The organism is Bacillus sp. NSP9.1, assembly GCF_000465465.2.
Lineage (GTDB): Bacteria > Bacillota > Bacilli > Bacillales > Bacillaceae > Bacillus > Bacillus sonorensis_A.
This window is the reverse complement of the sequence record NZ_CP048273.1, coordinates 2,809,372-2,826,829: the sequence shown is the minus strand read 5'-3', so window position 1 is coordinate 2,826,829 and position 17,458 is coordinate 2,809,372. Positions and strand designations below refer to the sequence as shown.

Annotated in this window: 19 protein-coding genes; all 19 read left to right on the top strand. The window is 46.7% G+C overall.

The features are described from left to right. Positions 1-178: 178 nt before the first annotated feature. The 19 genes from spoIVA to hisC all read left to right on the top strand — a co-directional run bounded on the left by spoIVA (position 179) and on the right by hisC (position 17,411). A complete protein-coding gene (gene spoIVA, locus M654_RS14660; RefSeq protein WP_026587626.1) occupies positions 179-1,657 on the top strand; it encodes a stage IV sporulation protein A in 1,479 nt (492 codons plus the stop codon). Positions 1,658-2,049: 392 nt separating this feature from the next. Beyond that, a complete protein-coding gene (hbs, locus tag M654_RS14655; RefSeq protein WP_003183006.1) occupies positions 2,050-2,328 on the top strand; it encodes a non-specific DNA-binding protein Hbs in 279 nt (92 codons plus the stop codon). Between the two features lie 195 nt (positions 2,329-2,523). Further along, complete coding sequence (gene folE / locus M654_RS14650) at positions 2,524-3,096, top strand: GTP cyclohydrolase I FolE (protein WP_026587625.1); 573 nt, start codon at positions 2,524-2,526, stop codon at positions 3,094-3,096. A 21-nt stretch (positions 3,097-3,117) separates the two neighbouring features. Beyond that, complete coding sequence (gene mtrB / locus M654_RS14645) at positions 3,118-3,348, top strand: trp RNA-binding attenuation protein MtrB (RefSeq protein ID WP_026587624.1); 231 nt, start codon at positions 3,118-3,120, stop codon at positions 3,346-3,348. 131 nt (positions 3,349-3,479) lie between these two features. Beyond that, positions 3,480-4,253 (top strand): heptaprenyl diphosphate synthase component 1, encoded by a 774-nt coding sequence (locus M654_RS14640; protein WP_026587623.1) that lies wholly within the window; start codon positions 3,480-3,482, stop codon positions 4,251-4,253. Positions 4,254-4,258: 5 nt separating this feature from the next. Further along, a complete protein-coding gene (locus M654_RS14635; RefSeq protein WP_026587622.1) occupies positions 4,259-4,957 on the top strand; it encodes a demethylmenaquinone methyltransferase in 699 nt (232 codons plus the stop codon). 29 nt (positions 4,958-4,986) lie between these two features. Continuing rightward, a complete protein-coding gene (gene hepT / locus M654_RS14630) occupies positions 4,987-5,949 on the top strand; it encodes a heptaprenyl diphosphate synthase component II (RefSeq protein WP_026587621.1) in 963 nt (320 codons plus the stop codon). A gap of 124 nt (positions 5,950-6,073) precedes the next feature. Beyond that, the gene (ndk, locus tag M654_RS14625; protein ID WP_026587620.1) at positions 6,074-6,520 is read left to right on the top strand and encodes a nucleoside-diphosphate kinase; all 447 of its coding nucleotides are present in this window, start codon (positions 6,074-6,076) and stop codon (positions 6,518-6,520) included. Positions 6,521-6,672: 152 nt separating this feature from the next. Then, positions 6,673-7,440 carry a CheR family methyltransferase gene (locus tag M654_RS14620; protein ID WP_026587619.1) on the top strand — a complete coding sequence of 256 codons (768 nt, stop codon included), beginning with the start codon at positions 6,673-6,675 and terminating at the stop codon, positions 7,438-7,440. A gap of 71 nt (positions 7,441-7,511) precedes the next feature. After that, entirely contained in the window at positions 7,512-8,684 is a 1,173-nt protein-coding gene (gene aroC / locus M654_RS14615) for a chorismate synthase (protein ID WP_026587618.1), read from the top strand. Next, positions 8,684-9,772, top strand: coding sequence for a 3-dehydroquinate synthase (gene aroB, locus M654_RS14610; RefSeq protein ID WP_026587617.1), 1,089 nt, complete (start codon positions 8,684-8,686; stop codon positions 9,770-9,772). Before aroC ends, aroB begins: the two co-directional genes overlap by 1 nt. Continuing rightward, complete coding sequence (aroH, locus tag M654_RS14605) at positions 9,769-10,152, top strand: chorismate mutase (RefSeq protein ID WP_026587616.1); 384 nt, start codon at positions 9,769-9,771, stop codon at positions 10,150-10,152. Before aroB ends, aroH begins: the two co-directional genes overlap by 4 nt. A gap of 243 nt (positions 10,153-10,395) precedes the next feature. Continuing rightward, positions 10,396-11,943 carry an anthranilate synthase component I gene (gene trpE / locus M654_RS14600; RefSeq protein ID WP_026587615.1) on the top strand — a complete coding sequence of 516 codons (1,548 nt, stop codon included), beginning with the start codon at positions 10,396-10,398 and terminating at the stop codon, positions 11,941-11,943. Continuing rightward, positions 11,915-12,931 (top strand): anthranilate phosphoribosyltransferase, encoded by a 1,017-nt coding sequence (trpD, locus tag M654_RS14595; RefSeq protein WP_026587614.1) that lies wholly within the window; start codon positions 11,915-11,917, stop codon positions 12,929-12,931. The genes trpE and trpD overlap by 29 nt, the downstream gene beginning before the upstream one ends. Continuing rightward, positions 12,924-13,688: an indole-3-glycerol phosphate synthase TrpC gene (gene trpC, locus M654_RS14590; RefSeq protein ID WP_026587613.1), complete on the top strand. Its 765-nt coding sequence runs from the start codon at positions 12,924-12,926 to the stop codon at positions 13,686-13,688. Before trpD ends, trpC begins: the two co-directional genes overlap by 8 nt. Further along, positions 13,681-14,337, top strand: coding sequence for a phosphoribosylanthranilate isomerase (locus tag M654_RS14585; protein WP_026587612.1), 657 nt, complete (start codon positions 13,681-13,683; stop codon positions 14,335-14,337). Before trpC ends, M654_RS14585 begins: the two co-directional genes overlap by 8 nt. Continuing rightward, complete coding sequence (gene trpB / locus M654_RS14580) at positions 14,318-15,544, top strand: tryptophan synthase subunit beta (RefSeq protein WP_026587611.1); 1,227 nt, start codon at positions 14,318-14,320, stop codon at positions 15,542-15,544. Before M654_RS14585 ends, trpB begins: the two co-directional genes overlap by 20 nt. Continuing rightward, positions 15,513-16,316: a tryptophan synthase subunit alpha gene (gene trpA / locus M654_RS14575; protein ID WP_026587610.1), complete on the top strand. Its 804-nt coding sequence runs from the start codon at positions 15,513-15,515 to the stop codon at positions 16,314-16,316. The genes trpB and trpA overlap by 32 nt, the downstream gene beginning before the upstream one ends. 12 nt (positions 16,317-16,328) lie before the next feature. Further along, positions 16,329-17,411, top strand: coding sequence for a histidinol-phosphate transaminase (gene hisC, locus M654_RS14570; RefSeq protein WP_026587609.1), 1,083 nt, complete (start codon positions 16,329-16,331; stop codon positions 17,409-17,411). The last annotated feature ends 47 nt before the right edge of the window (positions 17,412-17,458 follow it).

Genomic DNA, 17,458 nt, shown 5'->3' with positions numbered 1-17,458 from the left:
TAGTCATGAACCTTTCTCCGCAGCATACAATAAGGAGAAAGGTTTTTTCATGCATGCCGAAAAAATTTCCCTGAGCTGTCATATTGAAATAGGACAACGTCATACACTGTAATGTCCTGTTTTTGATTGATGAAGAAGTAAAAAATTGAAAAGGATTGGAAGTCCGGGAGGGGATCACTTGGAAAAGGTCGATATTTTCAAGGATATCGCTGAACGAACAGGAGGCGATATATACTTAGGTGTCGTAGGAGCCGTACGCACAGGAAAATCTACGTTCATTAAAAAATTTATGGAGCTAGTGGTGCTCCCGAATATCAACAATGAAGCAGACCGGGCGCGCGCACAAGATGAGCTCCCTCAAAGCGCCGCTGGCAAAACCATCATGACAACCGAACCGAAATTTGTTCCGAATCAGGCGATGTCAGTTCATGTCAGTGACGGACTCGATGTGAATATAAGACTTGTAGACTGTGTCGGCTATACTGTCCCTGGAGCGAAGGGCTATGAAGATGAAAACGGCCCAAGGATGATCAACACGCCTTGGTATGAGGAGCCGATTCCGTTTCATGAAGCGGCGGAAATCGGCACGAGAAAGGTTATCCAGGAGCATTCTACAATCGGCGTCGTCATTACGACCGATGGTACGATCGGCGAAATTGCCAGACAGGATTACATTGAGGCGGAAGAGCGGGTGATCGATGAGCTGAAAGAGGTTGGCAAACCGTTCATCATGGTGATCAATTCCGTCCGTCCATATCATCCTGAAACAGAGGCGCTTCGAAATGAACTGATGGAAAAATATGATATTCCGGTGCTGGCGATGAGTGTGGAAAGCATGCGAGAAGCCGATGTCTTAAGCGTTCTCAGAGAGGCGCTTTACGAGTTCCCGGTTCTTGAAGTAAACGTCAATCTTCCGAGCTGGGTCATGGTGCTGAAGGAAAATCACTGGCTGCGGGAAAACTATCAGGATTCAGTAAAAGAGACCGTCAAAGATATTAAAAGATTACGAGATGTTGACCGCGTCGTAGGGCACTTCAGCGAATTTGATTTCATCGAGCGCGCAAGCCTCGCCGGAATTGAAATGGGGCAGGGGATCGCAGAAATCGATTTGTACGCTCCTGATGATCTGTACGATGAAATCTTAAGGGAAGTCGTCGGCGTTGAAATCAGGGGAAAAGACCATCTTCTCCAGCTGATGCAGGACTTTGCCCATGCCAAGACGGAATATGACCAGGTGTCAGACGCTTTGAAAATGGTGAAACAGACCGGCTACGGAATCGCTGCACCGGCATTAACCGACATGAGCCTTGATGAACCGGAAATCATCAGGCAGGGATCGAGATTCGGCGTTCGCCTGAAAGCGGTAGCGCCATCGATTCACATGATCAAAGTCGATGTAGAAAGCGAATTCGCCCCGATCATCGGGACGGAAAAACAAAGCGAAGAGCTTGTCCGGTATTTGATGCAGGACTTTGAAGACGATCCGCTGTCTATCTGGAATTCCGACATTTTCGGCAGAAGCCTCAGCTCAATCGTCAGGGAAGGCATACAGGCAAAGCTGTCTCTCATGCCGGAGAATGCAAGATACAAGCTGAAGGAGACGCTGGAGCGCATCATTAACGAAGGCTCAGGCGGCTTGATTGCGATCATCTTATAAAAGGGAAGACCTCTTTATATACGGGAGGTCTTTTTTTATTGTGTTTATGTACAAATGTCGGCGCAGCGGGCTGGAAATATAGGAGAGAATCTGATGAAAAAAGGAAAAACAGGAATATTCGTTCGCCGTATTTTGCCTTAAACCTTGACGAATAAGGGATCATAGCTTTAAAATGCTTGATATGGCTTTTCATATGTGTTAATCTACATACAGAAAATCTTCACTTTGTTGGACAATCGTTCCTCTAAAAGTGAAATTTTCACCTGAAAGCTGTGAAATGCCTTTTCTATATTGAGTTGAAATTTCTGTTCAAACAGGTATAGAAACAGGTTGAACTGTGAAGAAATGATGATAATCTATTGATTGATATCTTTTGGGAGGAGGTGAAATGCATGAACAAGACAGAACTAATCAATGCGGTTGCAGAAGCAAGCGAATTATCTAAAAAAGACGCTACCAAAGCAGTTGATTCTGTTTTTGATACAATTTTAGATGCACTTAAAAACGGTGAAAAAATTCAATTGATCGGTTTCGGTAACTTCGAGGTTCGTGAGCGCTCTGCTCGTAAAGGACGCAACCCTCAAACAGGTGAAGAAATCGAAATCCCTGCAAGCAAAGTGCCTGCTTTCAAACCAGGTAAAGCGCTTAAAGATGCTGTAGCAGGCAAATAATCGTATGTATATGCCGTTTTTTACGCGTTATACATACCGTATTGTTTCTTCACAGGAAAGCCCCTTTTAAAAGGGGCTTTTCATATTTTTCAGATGAGATTCTTTTTTCCCGGTTCAATACCTTTCATTTTGCTTTTATAAGCTGAATTGTGCTAGAATCTGAATTAAATGTATGCGTTTCTGGAGGATAATACAATGAGAGAAATCAACAAAGAACAAATTGAACAAGCTGTCCGTCAGATTTTGGAAGCGATCGGTGAAGACCCGAACCGCGAAGGCCTTCTTGATACACCAAAACGGGTCGCGAAGATGTATGCCGAAGTATTTGCGGGTCTAAACGAAGATCCGAAAGAGCATTTTAAAACGATTTTTGGCGAAGACCACGAAGAGCTTGTTCTTGTTAAAGATATTCCCTTTTATTCCATGTGTGAACATCATTTGGTTCCTTTTTACGGGAAAGCGCATGTCGCTTATATTCCCAAGGGGGGAAAAGTCACCGGTCTCAGCAAACTGGCGAGAGCAGTTGAAGCGGTGGCGAAGCGTCCGCAGCTGCAGGAACGGATTACGTCGACAATTGCAGACAGCATCGTGGACACGCTGACGCCTCATGGCGTGATGGTCGTCGTTGAAGCTGAGCATATGTGCATGACGATGCGGGGCGTGAAAAAGCCCGGGGCCAAAACCGTCACCTCTGCTGTAAGAGGAACATTCAGACAAGATGTAGCCGCTCGCTCCGAAGTATTGGAGCTCATTAAACATCACGATTAAAAATGAGAAGGTGCGATGAACATGAGCAATATTCAATCGAATGACTATGTGGTGATCAAGGCCGTTGAAGACGGCGTAAACGTGATCGGCCTCACGAGAGGAACAGACACGAGATTTCATCATTCTGAAAAGCTCGACAAAGGCGAAGTGATGATCTGCCAGTTTACAGAGCATACCTCCGCCATAAAGGTGCGCGGCGAGGCTTTGATTCAAACAGCTTACGGCGAAATGAAAAGCGAAGCGAAAAAATAGCGCACATCTTTCAGCCTATTCAGGCGCCGTAAAAGATTATTTTTTATCATAGTATGATATACTAAAACTTTCTCCGCTGCATATAATCAATCATGAGAAAAACTGCGAATTTTGGGACAAGGGTGATATCTTTGCAAGACATCTACGGACAATTATCTCATTTGAAATTCAAGCTGAATCAAAAGCTCTCACATCCTTATCTGGCCAAGCATTTGACTGCGCCAAAAGTGGATGAGGATAAGCTGTTTCTTTTTTATGCCCTGTTTGATGAAACGGAATTAAAAGAAGCTGACAAAGAAAATTACATTTTAACGGCGATGCTTGTTCAAACAGCCCTTGACACCCATGATGAAGTCACGACCGCAGCTTCAATCAAGCAAGATGACTATAAAAACCGGCAGCTGACGGTTTTGGCCGGGGACTATTTCAGCGGCATGTACTATTCCCTGTTATCGGGAATGAAGGATATCTATATGATTCGGACGCTGGCTGCCGCTATTAAAGAAATCAATGAACACAAAATTAGGCTTTATGATCATTCCGCAAAAGACTTAAACAGCCTGACAAAAAGCGTCAGCATCGTAGAAGCTGCCCTTTTTCATCATCTCGCCGACCACTTTTATCTGCCTCACTGGAAAACAGCTGCCAACGACTTTCTTGTGTTTAAAAGGTTTGCGGCCGAAGAAAAAGCTTCGGACTCCCGTTTGCTTGAGACGATTTTAAAGGAAGAGTTTCCGGAAGAGGCTTCATGCGGGCAATTGGCAGACGCGGCTTATGCAAAAGCCAAGCTGCAGATTGACCAATCCCTTGCAAAGAAGCCGGCCTTTCAGAAATGGCTTTTGGACCGCCTGCAAGCGATCAGGCCTGAAAAACGAACTTATCATCAGAAAGTGGAAGAAGGGTAACCATCATGGAGCAGTCAAAAGAACAGCGCGTACATGGCGTGTTTGAAAAAATTTATAAAAATTACGATCAGATGAATTCCGTTATCAGCTTCAGGCAGCATAAAAAATGGCGCGACAAAACGATGCGGATCATGAATGTTCCAAAAGGAGCCAAAGCGCTTGATGTATGCTGCGGAACGGCGGACTGGACGATCGCGCTGGCGGATGCTGCCGGAGAAAATGGCGAGATCAAAGGCCTTGATTTCAGCAAAAATATGCTGAGCATCGCCGAGCAAAAAACAAAGAACTACAGCCAGATCGAACTGATCCACGGTAATGCGATGGAGCTTCCATTTCCGGACAATACGTTCGACTATGTCACCATCGGCTTCGGCCTTCGCAATGTACCTGACTATTTAACTGTCCTAAAAGAGATGGCCCGGGTCACGAAACCGGGCGGTCGGGTCATATGCCTTGAAACGTCCCAGCCGGAAATGTTCGGATTCAAACAGCTTTACTTTCTGTATTTCCGCTTTATTATGCCTGTGTTTGGAAAGCTCTTTGCCAAAAGCTATAAAGAGTATTCCTGGCTTCAAGAGTCCGCCAGGGAATTTCCGGGTATGAAAGAGCTTGCCGCTTTATTTGAAAAGGCCGGATTAGAAAATGTTCAATATCATCCCTTTACAGGCGGTGTAGCTGCTACACATGTCGGCTGGAAGCGATGATGACTACTGAAACTCTCGGGTGAATCGAAATGAAATTGACAACGTTATATTCTTTTTTGAATGACGATATTGATTTAATAGAAAAAGAGCTGGAAAGAACCGTGCACTCCGACTATCCTTTGCTGAGTGAAGCGAGCCTTCATTTGCTGCAGGCCGGGGGCAAACGGATCCGTCCTGTGTTCGTTCTGCTTTCCGGCATGTTTGGTGAATACGACATTAGCAAAATTAAAAATGTCGCCGTTTCATTGGAATTGATACATATGGCTTCGCTCGTCCACGACGATGTCATCGATGATGCGGAGCTGAGAAGGGGACAGCCGACAATCAAAGCGAAGTGGGATAACCGGATTGCGATGTATACCGGCGATTATCTGTTCGCCCGTTCGCTGGAATCCATGACAAAAATAAACGAGCCGAAAGCCCACGAAATTTTATCCAAGGCGATCGTTGAAGTCTGTCTTGGAGAAATTGAACAAATTAAAGATAAATATAACATGGAGCAGAACCTCAGAACCTATTTAAGGCGGATCAAACGCAAGACGGCGCTTTTGATCGCGTCGAGCTGCCAGCTTGGAGCCATCGCCGCCGGCGCCGGAGAAAAGATTCATCAAACCCTTTACTGGTTTGGTTACTATGTTGGAATGTCTTACCAGATCATTGATGACATTCTCGACTTTACATCCAGCGCAGAAGAGCTTGGCAAGCCCGTAGGCAGCGATTTGCTTCAGGGGAATGTTACGCTTCCTGTTCTGTACGCGCTCAAATCGCCTGAACTGAAAGCCCGCCTAAAGCTGGTCAACAGTGAAACGACACCTGAACAAATCAAACCGCTGATCGAAGATCTGAAACAAACCGATGCTATTGAACAATCGTTCAAAGTCAGTGAAATGTATTTAAATAAGGCGTTCCGCCTGCTTGAAACGCTTCCGAAAAGCCGCGCCAGGAAAGCGTTGGGACAAATTGCGAAATATATTGGCAAACGAAAATTCTAGGCGGCGGCAATTGAGTCAAAAGTATGAATATTCTCCACCCTTTATTGATTAATTGATTGAAAAATGTTATATTTCCGATGTAGTGTTGAAAGCCTATACATAACAGTGGGGTGGAGAATCGAATATGGAAAAAACCTTTGTAATGGTAAAACCTGATGGCGTTCAGCGTCAGCTGATCGGCGAGATTTTGTCAAGATTCGAACGTAAGGGCTTACATTTAGTCGGAGCCAAGCTGATGAAGGTCTCAGAGGAGACGGCAGGCGAGCATTATAAAGAGCATAAAGAGAAGCCTTTTTTCGGAGAGCTTGTTGACTTTATCACATCCGGTCCCGTATTTGCCATGGTATGGGAAGGTGAAGACGCGATTGCGATCGCCAGGCAGCTGATCGGGAAAACGAATCCTAAGGAAGCGCTTCCGGGTACAATTCGCGGGGATTTCGGCATGATTGTCGGGAAAAATATCATTCACGGTTCAGATTCTCCTGAAAGCGCACTTCGCGAAATCAATTTGTTTTTTAAACAGGATGAACTTGTTGAACACGAAAAATTAATGAACCAATTGATCTACTAAAATCAGCTGAAAAGCTGATTTTTTATATGGAACTTAACGTCTGCTTTCCCTTTTTCGAAGAAGCGGGCGTTTTTTCATTTTAAACGTACAAATTCTCAGGAAAACAGGCTATAATTGTAGTCATATCAGCATGATGGATTAGGAGAGAAAACATGGACAATTACAGCTTCTTCGTTGATAAATGGAAAAAAATGACGGGTGTTGACTTGGCATTATATAAAGAGGCGCAAATGAAAAGAAGGCTGACATCCCTTTATGAAAAGAAGGGATTTGGCGATTTTCGGGAGTTTGCTCTCGCCCTTGAAAAGAATGACCGTCTTCTGCAGGAGACGTTAGACAGGATGACGATTAATGTTTCTGAATTTTACAGAAACTATAAAAGATGGGATGTGCTCGAGAGAACGATTCTTCCGCTGTTAAAGCCTTCCAAAACACTGAAGGTTTGGAGTGCGGCGTGCTCAACGGGAGAAGAGCCTTATACATTATCGATGATTTTAAGCAGGCAGAAGGATCTGTCAGACTATCAAATCATCGCCACTGATATTGATGACAAGGTGCTTGCCAAAGCAAAAGAAGGAATTTATCAGGAGAGATCCCTGCAGGAAGTGCCGAAAGAAATGAAGGAACGGTTTTTCACACAAAATGGAAGCCGTTTTACCGTTAAAGATGACATTCGAAAAAACATCCGCTTTCAAAAACACAATTTATTGGCTGATCCTTACGAAAAAGACTTTGATATTATCGTATGCCGAAACGTATTAATCTATTTTACGGAGGATGCGAAAGAGACGATCTATCATAAATTCGGCAAAAGTCTGAAGAAAAACGGCGTTTTGTTTGTGGGAAGCACCGAACAGATCTTCAATCCGGAAAAATACGGTTTCCGGTCAACAGATACGTTTTTCTATCAAAAAAGTTAGCTGACTTTTTATAAGAGGTTATGTTATAGTTTTACTTAAAAGCGTTAATGTGATGAAGGGAGAACGAAAGCATGAGGTATTTAACAGCCGGGGAATCTCACGGCCCGCAGCTTACGACAATTATTGAAGGGGTTCCAGCAGGACTTCAAATCACGAAAGAAGACATCAGCTATGAGCTGCAGAGACGTCAAAAAGGCTACGGTCGCGGACGGCGGATGCAAATTGAAAAAGATGAGGCGCAAATTACAAGCGGCGTAAGGCACGGGCGTTCTCTCGGATCGCCGATCGCCCTTGTCGTTGAAAACAATGACTGGAAGCATTGGACGAAAATCATGGGCTCCGAACCGATTACAGCCGAAGAGGAAAGCGAAATGAAGCGCCAGATTTCAAGGCCGAGACCTGGTCATGCCGATTTAAACGGCGCGATCAAATACGGCCACAGGGATATGCGAAATGTGCTTGAGCGTTCTTCCGCAAGGGAGACAACCGTTCGGGTTGCGGCGGGTGCTGTCGCTAAAAAGATTCTCTCACAGCTCGGCATAAAAGTGGCCGGCCATGTGCTTGAAATCGGCGGCGTCAAGGCCGAACAAACAAATTACGCTTCAATCGAAGAGCTGCAAAAAGTGACGGAAGAATCTCCTGTCAGATGCTATGACGAGGAAGCGGGCAAAAAAATGATGGCAGCGATCGACGAGGCGAAAGCAAACGGAGATTCCATCGGCGGAATCGTCGAAGTGATCGTCGAAGGAGTTCCGGTCGGAGTCGGCAGCTATGTTCATTATGACAGGAAACTCGACAGCAAGCTCGCGGCTGCTGTTTTAAGCATCAATGCATTTAAAGGCGTTGAATTTGGCATCGGTTTTGAAGCGGCAAGGAAAAACGGCAGTGAAGTCCATGACGAAATTATTTGGGATGAACAAAAAGGCTATACGCGGGCCACGAACCGTCTGGGCGGACTTGAAGGCGGAATGACAACAGGCATGCCGATTGTCGTCAGAGGCGTTATGAAGCCGATTCCGACATTATATAAACCGCTGAAAAGCGTTGACATCGAGACGAAAGAGCCGTTCACAGCCAGCATTGAACGTTCCGATTCCTGTGCTGTCCCTGCGGCAAGCGTTGTGGCAGAAGCTGTAGTGGCATGGGAGATCGCCAATGCGGTCGTCGAACAGTTTGGCGTCGATCAAATGGATCGCATCGCTGAAAACGTCGAGAAAATGAGAAGACTTGCGAGGGAGTTTTAATGAAATCACTTCAAATCGAAACCGCATCTCTGTCTTACCCGGTTTTTATCGGAGGGGGAATCAGAAAAAACGCGGCTGAGCTTTTGTCATCTTTAAACCTTCCCATGACAAAACTGCTTTTGATTACCGATGAAGAAGTTGACAAACGCTACGGAACAGAGCTGTTCAATCTACTCCAAAGCAGATGGCAAGTGAAAAAGGTAGCCGTCCCCAGCGGCGAGCAGGCCAAATCGATCGATATGTTCATGATGCTGCAAACGGAAGCCATTCAGTTTCAGCTTGACCGTTCATCATGCATTTTGGCGCTGGGCGGAGGTGTCGTCGGTGATCTTGCGGGATTTGTGGCTTCGACTTTTATGAGAGGCATCGATTATGTTCAATTCCCGACGACTCTGCTTTCACATGACAGCGCGGTCGGCGGCAAAGTCGCCATCAACCATCCGCTCGGCAAAAACTTAATCGGCGCTTTCCATCAGCCGAAAGCGGTGATTTACGATACGGAATGCCTGGCAACTCTCCCTGAAAAAGAAATGAGGTCGGGGATGGCCGAAGTCATCAAGCACGCTTTTATTCACGACGAATCGTTCTTGCAAGACCTTCTGAAAATAGACTCGATTGAAGAAGTGACAAATGAACAGCTGAATGAAATGGTTTATAAAGGCATTTCGATAAAAGCGGCGATCGTCTCAAAAGATGAGCGTGAAGCCGGAATCAGAGCCTTTTTAAACTTTGGGCATACGCTCGGCCATGCTGTTGAAGCCGAATATGGATATGGAGAGATCACGCATGGAGACGCCGTTGCCTTAGGCATGCAATTCGCCTTGTTTGTCAGTGAAAAGGTCCTGAATGCTCCGATTGATGTCAAAGGCATGTCAAACTGGCTGCAAAAGCTCGGCTACCCGGGAAGCGTGAAAAAAGAGATATCAACAGAAGCGCTGGTCAACCGAATGATGAATGACAAAAAAACGCGCGGTGGAATCATTCAATTTGTCCTGCTTGATGAGATCGGCAGTGTACATCTCAGCTCCTTTGAAGCTCGGGAAATCGAACGATGGCTGAATCTGTGGAGATTGGAGGGAGACGAATGATGATGCGCGGGATTCGGGGAGCGACAACTGTTGAACAAGATACAGACAAAGAGATCACGGCGAAAACGAAGCAGCTGATCGAAAAAATGATTGTTGAAAATAAAATCGAACCTGAGCAAGTGGTGCAGATTTTGATCTCGGCTACTTCCGACATTCACGCCGCTTTTCCTGCCAAAGTCGTCAGAACGTTTGACGGTTGGCAGCACGTCCCCGTCATGTGCATGCAGGAAATGGATGTTGAGCATGGTCTTAAACAATGCATCAGGGTGATGATGACGGTTCAGACCGAAAAGCGCCAGGATGAAGTCCGGCACGTCTATTTGGAAAAAGCGGTGACACTCAGACCAGATTTATCATTGACAAAAAAGACTGAATTGTAATACGATTGTAGAAACCTTGGAAATACACAGGAGTGTGTATATAGGTTTGACAATGAAAGCTGAGTATGAGACTAGGGTAGTTAGAGAATGAGTTGAGATGAGCTGAGACAAAACGTTTATCAAATTCTACCCAAAAGACGCTGTTCTTTTGGGTTTGTTTATTATTCCCCACATTTCAATCAATTTGTCTGCCTCAGAGGCTTCTTCTCATTCTCCTCCGCCTGAAAAAGGAGTGAGAAACCATTGACATATCAAAGCGATTTTTCCTCGTTTATGGAGGACACTTCACATTTTAGAACGATTCCCATTATAGAAAGCTTTTCCGTCGATACGCTGACACCTGTTCAAATGGTTGAAAAGCTTGAAAATGACATCGTGTATTTGCTGGAAAGCAAAGACGACACATCGGCATGGTCAAGATATTCGTTTATCGGACTCCGCCCTTTTTTGACGATTAAAGAAGAATGCGGTCGGTTTCATGCTTGCGGAGAGGACATGGAGAAGCTATACACCGCTTCACAGCTAAAGGAAGTTCTTCAATGGATGTCGGAAACATGCTTAATTAAGGCGCCTGATCTTGATATACCGTTTACCGGCGGCGCCGTAGGTTATTTAAGCTATGATCTGATGCCGCTTGTTGAGCCGGCCATCAAAAGGCATGAAAAGGAAACAGAGATGGCAAAATGTCTGCTGTTTGTCTGCAGCACCATGATCGCTTATGATCATGAGCAGAAAAAACTGCACTTTATTCAATATGTAAGGCTTAACGGCAGTGAAACAGAGAACGAAAAATCGCTGTTGTTTCAACAGGCTAAAAATGAGCTGAAAAAACTTACAAAAAGGCTGGCAGACCGAAAAACGGCGAAAGAGCTTTTTCTCCCGCAAGGACGGTATGACACTCCAAGCTTTGAACATGTTCAATCAACATATGAAAAACCGCAGTTTTTAGCCGATGTCGAACGATTAAAAGAGTACATTAGAGCGGGGGACATCTTTCAAGGAGTGCTTTCCCAAAGGTTTGATATCCCGGTCAATGTCAGTTCCTTCGAGCTGTACAGAGTGCTGAGAATGATCAATCCGTCGCCATACATGTACTATATCAAGCTGCCTGACCGCGAGCTTGTCGGAAGCTCCCCGGAACGGCTGATCCACGTCCAAAACGGCCATCTTGAAATCCATCCGATCGCCGGAACGAGAAAAAGAGGAGCAGACCATGCCGAAGACGAGCGCCTGAAAAAAGAGCTTTTGGCAGATGAAAAAGAAAAAGCCGAGCACTATATGCTCGTCGATTTGGCGAGAAACGACATCGGCAGAGTCGCCGAATACGGATCGGTTCAGGTGCCCGAGTTTACAAAAATCGTTTCCTTCTCCCATGTCATGCACATTATATCGATCGTAACCGGTTCGCTGAAAGCAGATGTCCATCCGGTTGACGCTTTAATGAGCGCTTTTCCCGCCGGCACGCTGACAGGGGCGCCGAAAATCAGGGCGATGCAGCTTTTAAATGAGCTGGAGCCCGCCCCGAGGGAAACGTATGGAGGATGCATCGCTTATATCGGCTTTGACGGCAATATTGACTCTTGCATTACGATCCGCACGATGAGCGTCAAAGACGGTGTGGCCTCCATCCAGGCCGGTGCGGGGATTGTGGCTGATTCAGTCCCCGAAAATGAATGGGAAGAAACGTGTAATAAGGCCGGTGCTTTGCTGAAAACGATCCAAATAGCTGAGGATATGTTTCTGGAAAAGGAGGAGGACGGCAATGAACGAACTGCTGAAATCATGCGTTAATGGCCGCACACTGAATGAAGAAGAAGCGAACAACATCATGCATCTGATGATGAACGGTGAACTGACTGAAGCTGAAATTGGAGGGCTGCTATCCGTTCTCGCCTACCGGGGGGAGACCGTCGAAGAAGTCACCGGTTTTGTCAGAGCGATGCGGGAGAAAGCTTTTACAATCGCCGGTCCTGAACGTGTTGTCGATACGTGCGGGACGGGTGGAGACGGCAATTCGACTTTCAACATTTCCACTGCTGCAGCCATTATTGCGTCAGCCGCCGGGGCTAAAATTGCCAAACACGGAAATCGATCGGTTTCTTCGAAAAGCGGGAGTGCGGACGTGCTGGAATACCTCGGCGTTTCCATACAGACGACGCCTGAGGAAACAAAACGCAGTATTGAACGGCGCAATATGGGGTTCTTATATGCGCCAAGCTATCATTCTTCCATGAAGCATGTCACCGTGCCGAGAAAGGCTCTCGGATTTAGAACGGTGTTTAATCTGCTTGGACCGCTCAGCAACCCGATGAAGGCGAAACGCCAGGTCATCGGCGTCTACTCCTTTGAGAAAGCGAAGCTGATGGCCGGAGCTTTAGAATCCTTTGAACCGGATCATGTCCTGTTGGTTTCCAGCAGGGACGGCCTTGATGAGCTGTCCATCACATCGCCGACAGATGTGATAGAACTGAAAGACGGCAAAAGATATGAATATACCGTCGACCCGAACGATGTGGGGCTGCCGGCGGGGAAGTTTAGCGATATCCAGGTAGAGACGCCTGAAGAGAGCGGCCGCCTCATCATCGATATCCTGAAAAACCGGAGTGCTGAATCGGCGCTTCACATCGCTGCGTTCAACGCCGGAGCCGCTTTGTATGTCGCCGGTCAGGCGGGCGGTTTGAAAGAAGGGGTTGAAATGGCGCTTGAAACCATCGCAAGCGGTGAAGCGCTCAGCCAGCTGGAGCGATTAAAACAGAAAGAGGAAGAGATGTATGCTTAATCAAATTATTGAAAGAAAACGGGAAGATCTGTTGAATATCATGCTGCCGGAGGATCTGAATCTGCCGAAGCGGTCATTTAAAAAGGCTCTCCTGTCTCCAAACCGATTTGTCGCGTTAATCGCCGAAGTCAAAAAAGCGTCTCCTTCAAAAGGAGTCATCCAAGCGGATTTTCAGCCGGAAGCGATTGCGAAACAATACGAACAGGCGGGCGCCGATTGTTTGTCTGTGCTGACGGACGCTCCTTTTTTTCAAGGAAGAAACGATTATTTGTCAGCGGTGAAGCGCACGGTTTCCCTGCCTGTTTTGCGAAAGGACTTTATCATCGATTCGATTCAGGTTGAAGAAGCGAGCCGCATCGGAGCTGATGCGATCCTGCTGATCGGCGAGGCGCTTGAGCCCGGAAAACTATTCGAACTTCATGAAGAAGCTGTTGAAAAAGGAATGGATGTGCTCGTTGAAGTTCATGGGGAAGGGACGCTTGAAGGGATCTTAAACGTCTTTACGCCTGAGATCATCGGTGTGAACAACCGAAATCTAAAAACCTTTGAAACTTCCGTCAGCCAGACGGAACAGGTCGCGAAACTGGTTCCGGACGGCACCGTTCTTGTCAGCGAAAGCGGCATCGGCAAAAAGGAGGATCTCACATTTGTAAAAGCCTGTGGGGCGCAAGCCGTACTTGTCGGGGAATCCTTGATGAGAGAGGCGTCACAGCTGAAAGCGGTCCATGCTTTATTCGGAGAAGCCGGCGATGAATAGACCAAGCTTAAAATATTGCGGGATTCATTCTTTGGAAGATTTGCGGCTGACGGTCCGATCGAAGGCGGACTACCTTGGATTTATTTTTGCGGACAGCAAACGGGCGGCAGATCCCGCCGTTGTGAAAAGCTGGCGCAGTCAGGTTGATACGGGAGAAAAAAAGCTTGTCGGCGTGTTTGTCAATGAGGATTGCCGCCGCATCGCCGAAATTGTAAAAGACGTTCGGTTGGACGTCATTCAGCTTCACGGGGATGAAACGGTGGAGGATATCAAGCATCTCAGAAGTATAACAGATTGCGAGATTTGGAAGGCGCTTCACCACGGTAGCGAAACGATCGCGAAAATGAAAGCCGCCGCACCCTATGCAGACGGGTTTGTCATTGACTCTTCCGTAAAGGGCATGAGGGGAGGAACAGGCATTTCATTTTCATGGGAAAGCGTCCCGGAATATAAAGAAACGGCTGCCGGGGCAGGTAAGCGCCTGTTGATTGCCGGAGGCGTCAATCCCGAAAGCGTAGCAGATCTTCTGCGCTGGGAGCCGCCGGGCATCGATCTGGCAAGCGGAATTGAAGAGAACGGGCATAAAAGCGGAAAGCTGATCAACCTTTTAGAAGAAAGGATGTACAATCATGTATTCATATCCGAATGAACAAGGCAGATTTGGTGATTTTGGCGGGAAGTTTGTTCCGGAAACACTCATGCAGCCTTTGGAAGAAATCGAAAAAGCGTTTCGTCAATTAAAAGATGATCCTTCATTTCAAGAGGAATACAAAAAACTGTTATTTGAATATTCGGGACGCCCGACCGCTCTGACCTTTGCAGACCAGCTGACAAAGCGCTTGGGCGGAGCGAAAATTTATTTGAAGCGCGAGGATTTGAACCATACCGGCGCCCATAAAATCAACAACGCGCTCGGCCAGGCGCTGCTCGCTAAGAAAATGGGAAAAACGAAGCTGATCGCTGAAACAGGTGCCGGACAGCACGGAGTCGCCGCGGCAACCGTGGCCGCAAAGTTCGGCATGTCGTGCATCGTGTTTATGGGTGAGGAAGATGTTGCAAGACAGTCGCTCAATGTTTTCCGCATGAAGCTTTTGGGAGCGGAAGTCGTCCCGGTCTCAAGCGGAAATGGAACGTTGAAAGACGCGACAAACGAAGCGATCAGATACTGGGTCCAGCATTGCCAGGATCATTTTTATATGATCGGGTCAGTTGTCGGGCCGCATCCATACCCTTATATTGTAAGAGAATTTCAGCGGATGATCGGTGATGAAGCGAAGGAGCAGTTTTATGAAACGGAGGGGAAACTTCCCGATAAAGTGGTCGCCTGTGTCGGCGGCGGAAGCAATGCAATCGGGATGTTCACTTCATTTATTGAAGAGCCTGTCGAGCTGATCGGTGTTGAAGCTGCGGGCAAAGGCGTCAACACGCCCCTTCATGCCGCCACGATTACAAAAGGTACCAAAGGTGTGATACACGGCTCTTTGACCTATCTGCTTCAAGATGAATACGGTCAGATCATTGAACCGTATTCCATCTCGGCCGGACTCGACTATCCGGGCGTCGGTCCTGAGCACGCCCATCTTCATCATACAGGCCGCGTCCGCTATGAATCGGTAACAGACGGCGAGGCTGTCTCGGCATTAAAAAAACTTGCGGAGACAGAGGGCATTTTGCCGGCGATCGAGTCGGCCCATGCGTTGGCTAAAGCATTTGAAATGGCACAAGAAATGCCGGGAGAAAAAAGTATTCTGGTTTGCCTGTCAGGCAGGGGAGACAAAGACGTCCACACCTTGATGAAGGTGTTGGAAGAAGAGGTGAATAAAGATGTTCAATCTGAAAAATCAGTCGTCAGATAAACTATTCGTTCCGTTTATTACAGCCGGAGATCCGCTGCCGGAGGTTTCGATCGAACTGGCAAAATCCCTTCAGGAAGCGGGCGCATCGGCTCTTGAACTCGGTGTTCCATATTCTGATCCGCTTGCCGACGGACCCGTTATTCAGCGCGCTTCCAAACGCGCGCTTGACAACGATATGAACATTGTAAAAGCGATCAAGCTCGGCGGTGAAATGAAAAAAAACGGCGTCCATATCCCGATTATTCTCTTTACGTATTACAATCCTGTGTTACAATTAGATACAGATCACTTTTTCGCTTTACTGCGACAAAATCAAATTGACGGACTTTTAGTTCCGGATCTGCCTTTTGAAGAAAGCGTATATTTGCAGCAGGAGTGTAAGAAGCAAGGTATCACATATATTTCGCTTGTCGCGCCGACAAGCGAAAACCGCATTCAAAAAATCGCAGAGCAGGCCGAAGGGTTTGTCTATTGCGTGTCTTCGCTCGGTGTCACAGGTGTGCGCAACGAATTTGACGATTCTGTTTCTTCATTTATCAGATCTGTAAAAGAAAAAAGCTCCGTCCCTGTTGCCGTCGGTTTTGGGATTTCCAGCTTTAAACAAGTGGAGATGATGAACGAACTGTCAGACGGTGTTGTCGTAGGAAGCGCTCTTGTCAGAAAAATCGAGGAGCTGAAAGAAGATCTCACAAATCTCGAGACAAGAGAGCAAGCCCTAAAAACGTTTGAGGAATACGCTAAAACATTCAGCGTATCGCACATGGTAAAATGAGGTGACAGCATCTTGCAAATCAAAGAACAATTAAAGCAGTTAAAGCCTTACCAGCCAGGCAAACCGATTGAAGCGGTCAAAAAAGAATTCAATCTGGAAAAAGTCGTCAAGCTTGCTTCAAACGAAAATCCGTACGGCTGTTCAGAAGCGGCCAAAGAAGCGATTCAGACTGAAATCCAGCAAATGGCGCTTTATCCAGACGGCTATAGCGCCGCACTGAGAACAAAGCTTGCGGGGCACCTTGGCGTAAACGAAACGAACATCATCTTAGGAAACGGGACAGATGAGGTCATTCAGATCATCTCCCGTTCTTTGCTGGGGCCGGGTCTAAACACCGTCATGGCGAACCCGACATTCTCACAATACAAACATAATGCAGTCATCGAAGGTGCAGAGATCCGGGAAATCGATCTGCTTGAGGACGGATGTCATGATCTCGATTCCATGCTTGAGGCGATCGATGAACAAACGAAGGTCGTCTGGGTTTGCAGCCCGAATAACCCGACCGGCACTTATGAATCAGAGCAAAAGCTGCTCCGCTTTTTGGAAAAAGTGCCGGAGCACGTGCTCATTGTTGTCGATGAAGCGTATTATGAATATGTAACAGCAGAGGATTATCCGGAGACCATTCCGCTTTTAAAACGCTACCCGAATCTGATGATTCTCAGAACGTTTTCCAAAGCATACGGTTTGGCTGCTTTAAGGGTCGGATACGGCATCGCTTCAGAACAGCTGGTTCAGGCGATTGAACCGGCGAGACAGCCGTTTAATACAAATCGGCTTGGTCAGGCTGCCGCGCTGGCCGCCCTTGGCGACCAGGCGTTTATCAAAGATTGTGTTAGGAAAAACAATGAAGGGCTTAAGCAGTACTACGATTTCTGCTCTGAGCATGGGCTGAAGTATTTTCCTTCACAAACGAACTTTGTGCTGATCGACTTTAAGCGGAATGGCGACGATCTCTTCCGCGAACTGCTTACAAAGGGCTATATCGTCAGATCCGGAAATGCGCTCGGCTTCCCGACTTATATCAGAATTTCCGTCGGCACGAAACAACAAAACGAAGCGTTTTTAAAAACTTTAGCCGGTATGTTGTAAGAGGTGATGTTTCAGTCACCTCTTTAGTCTATTGAACCAGGTGATAA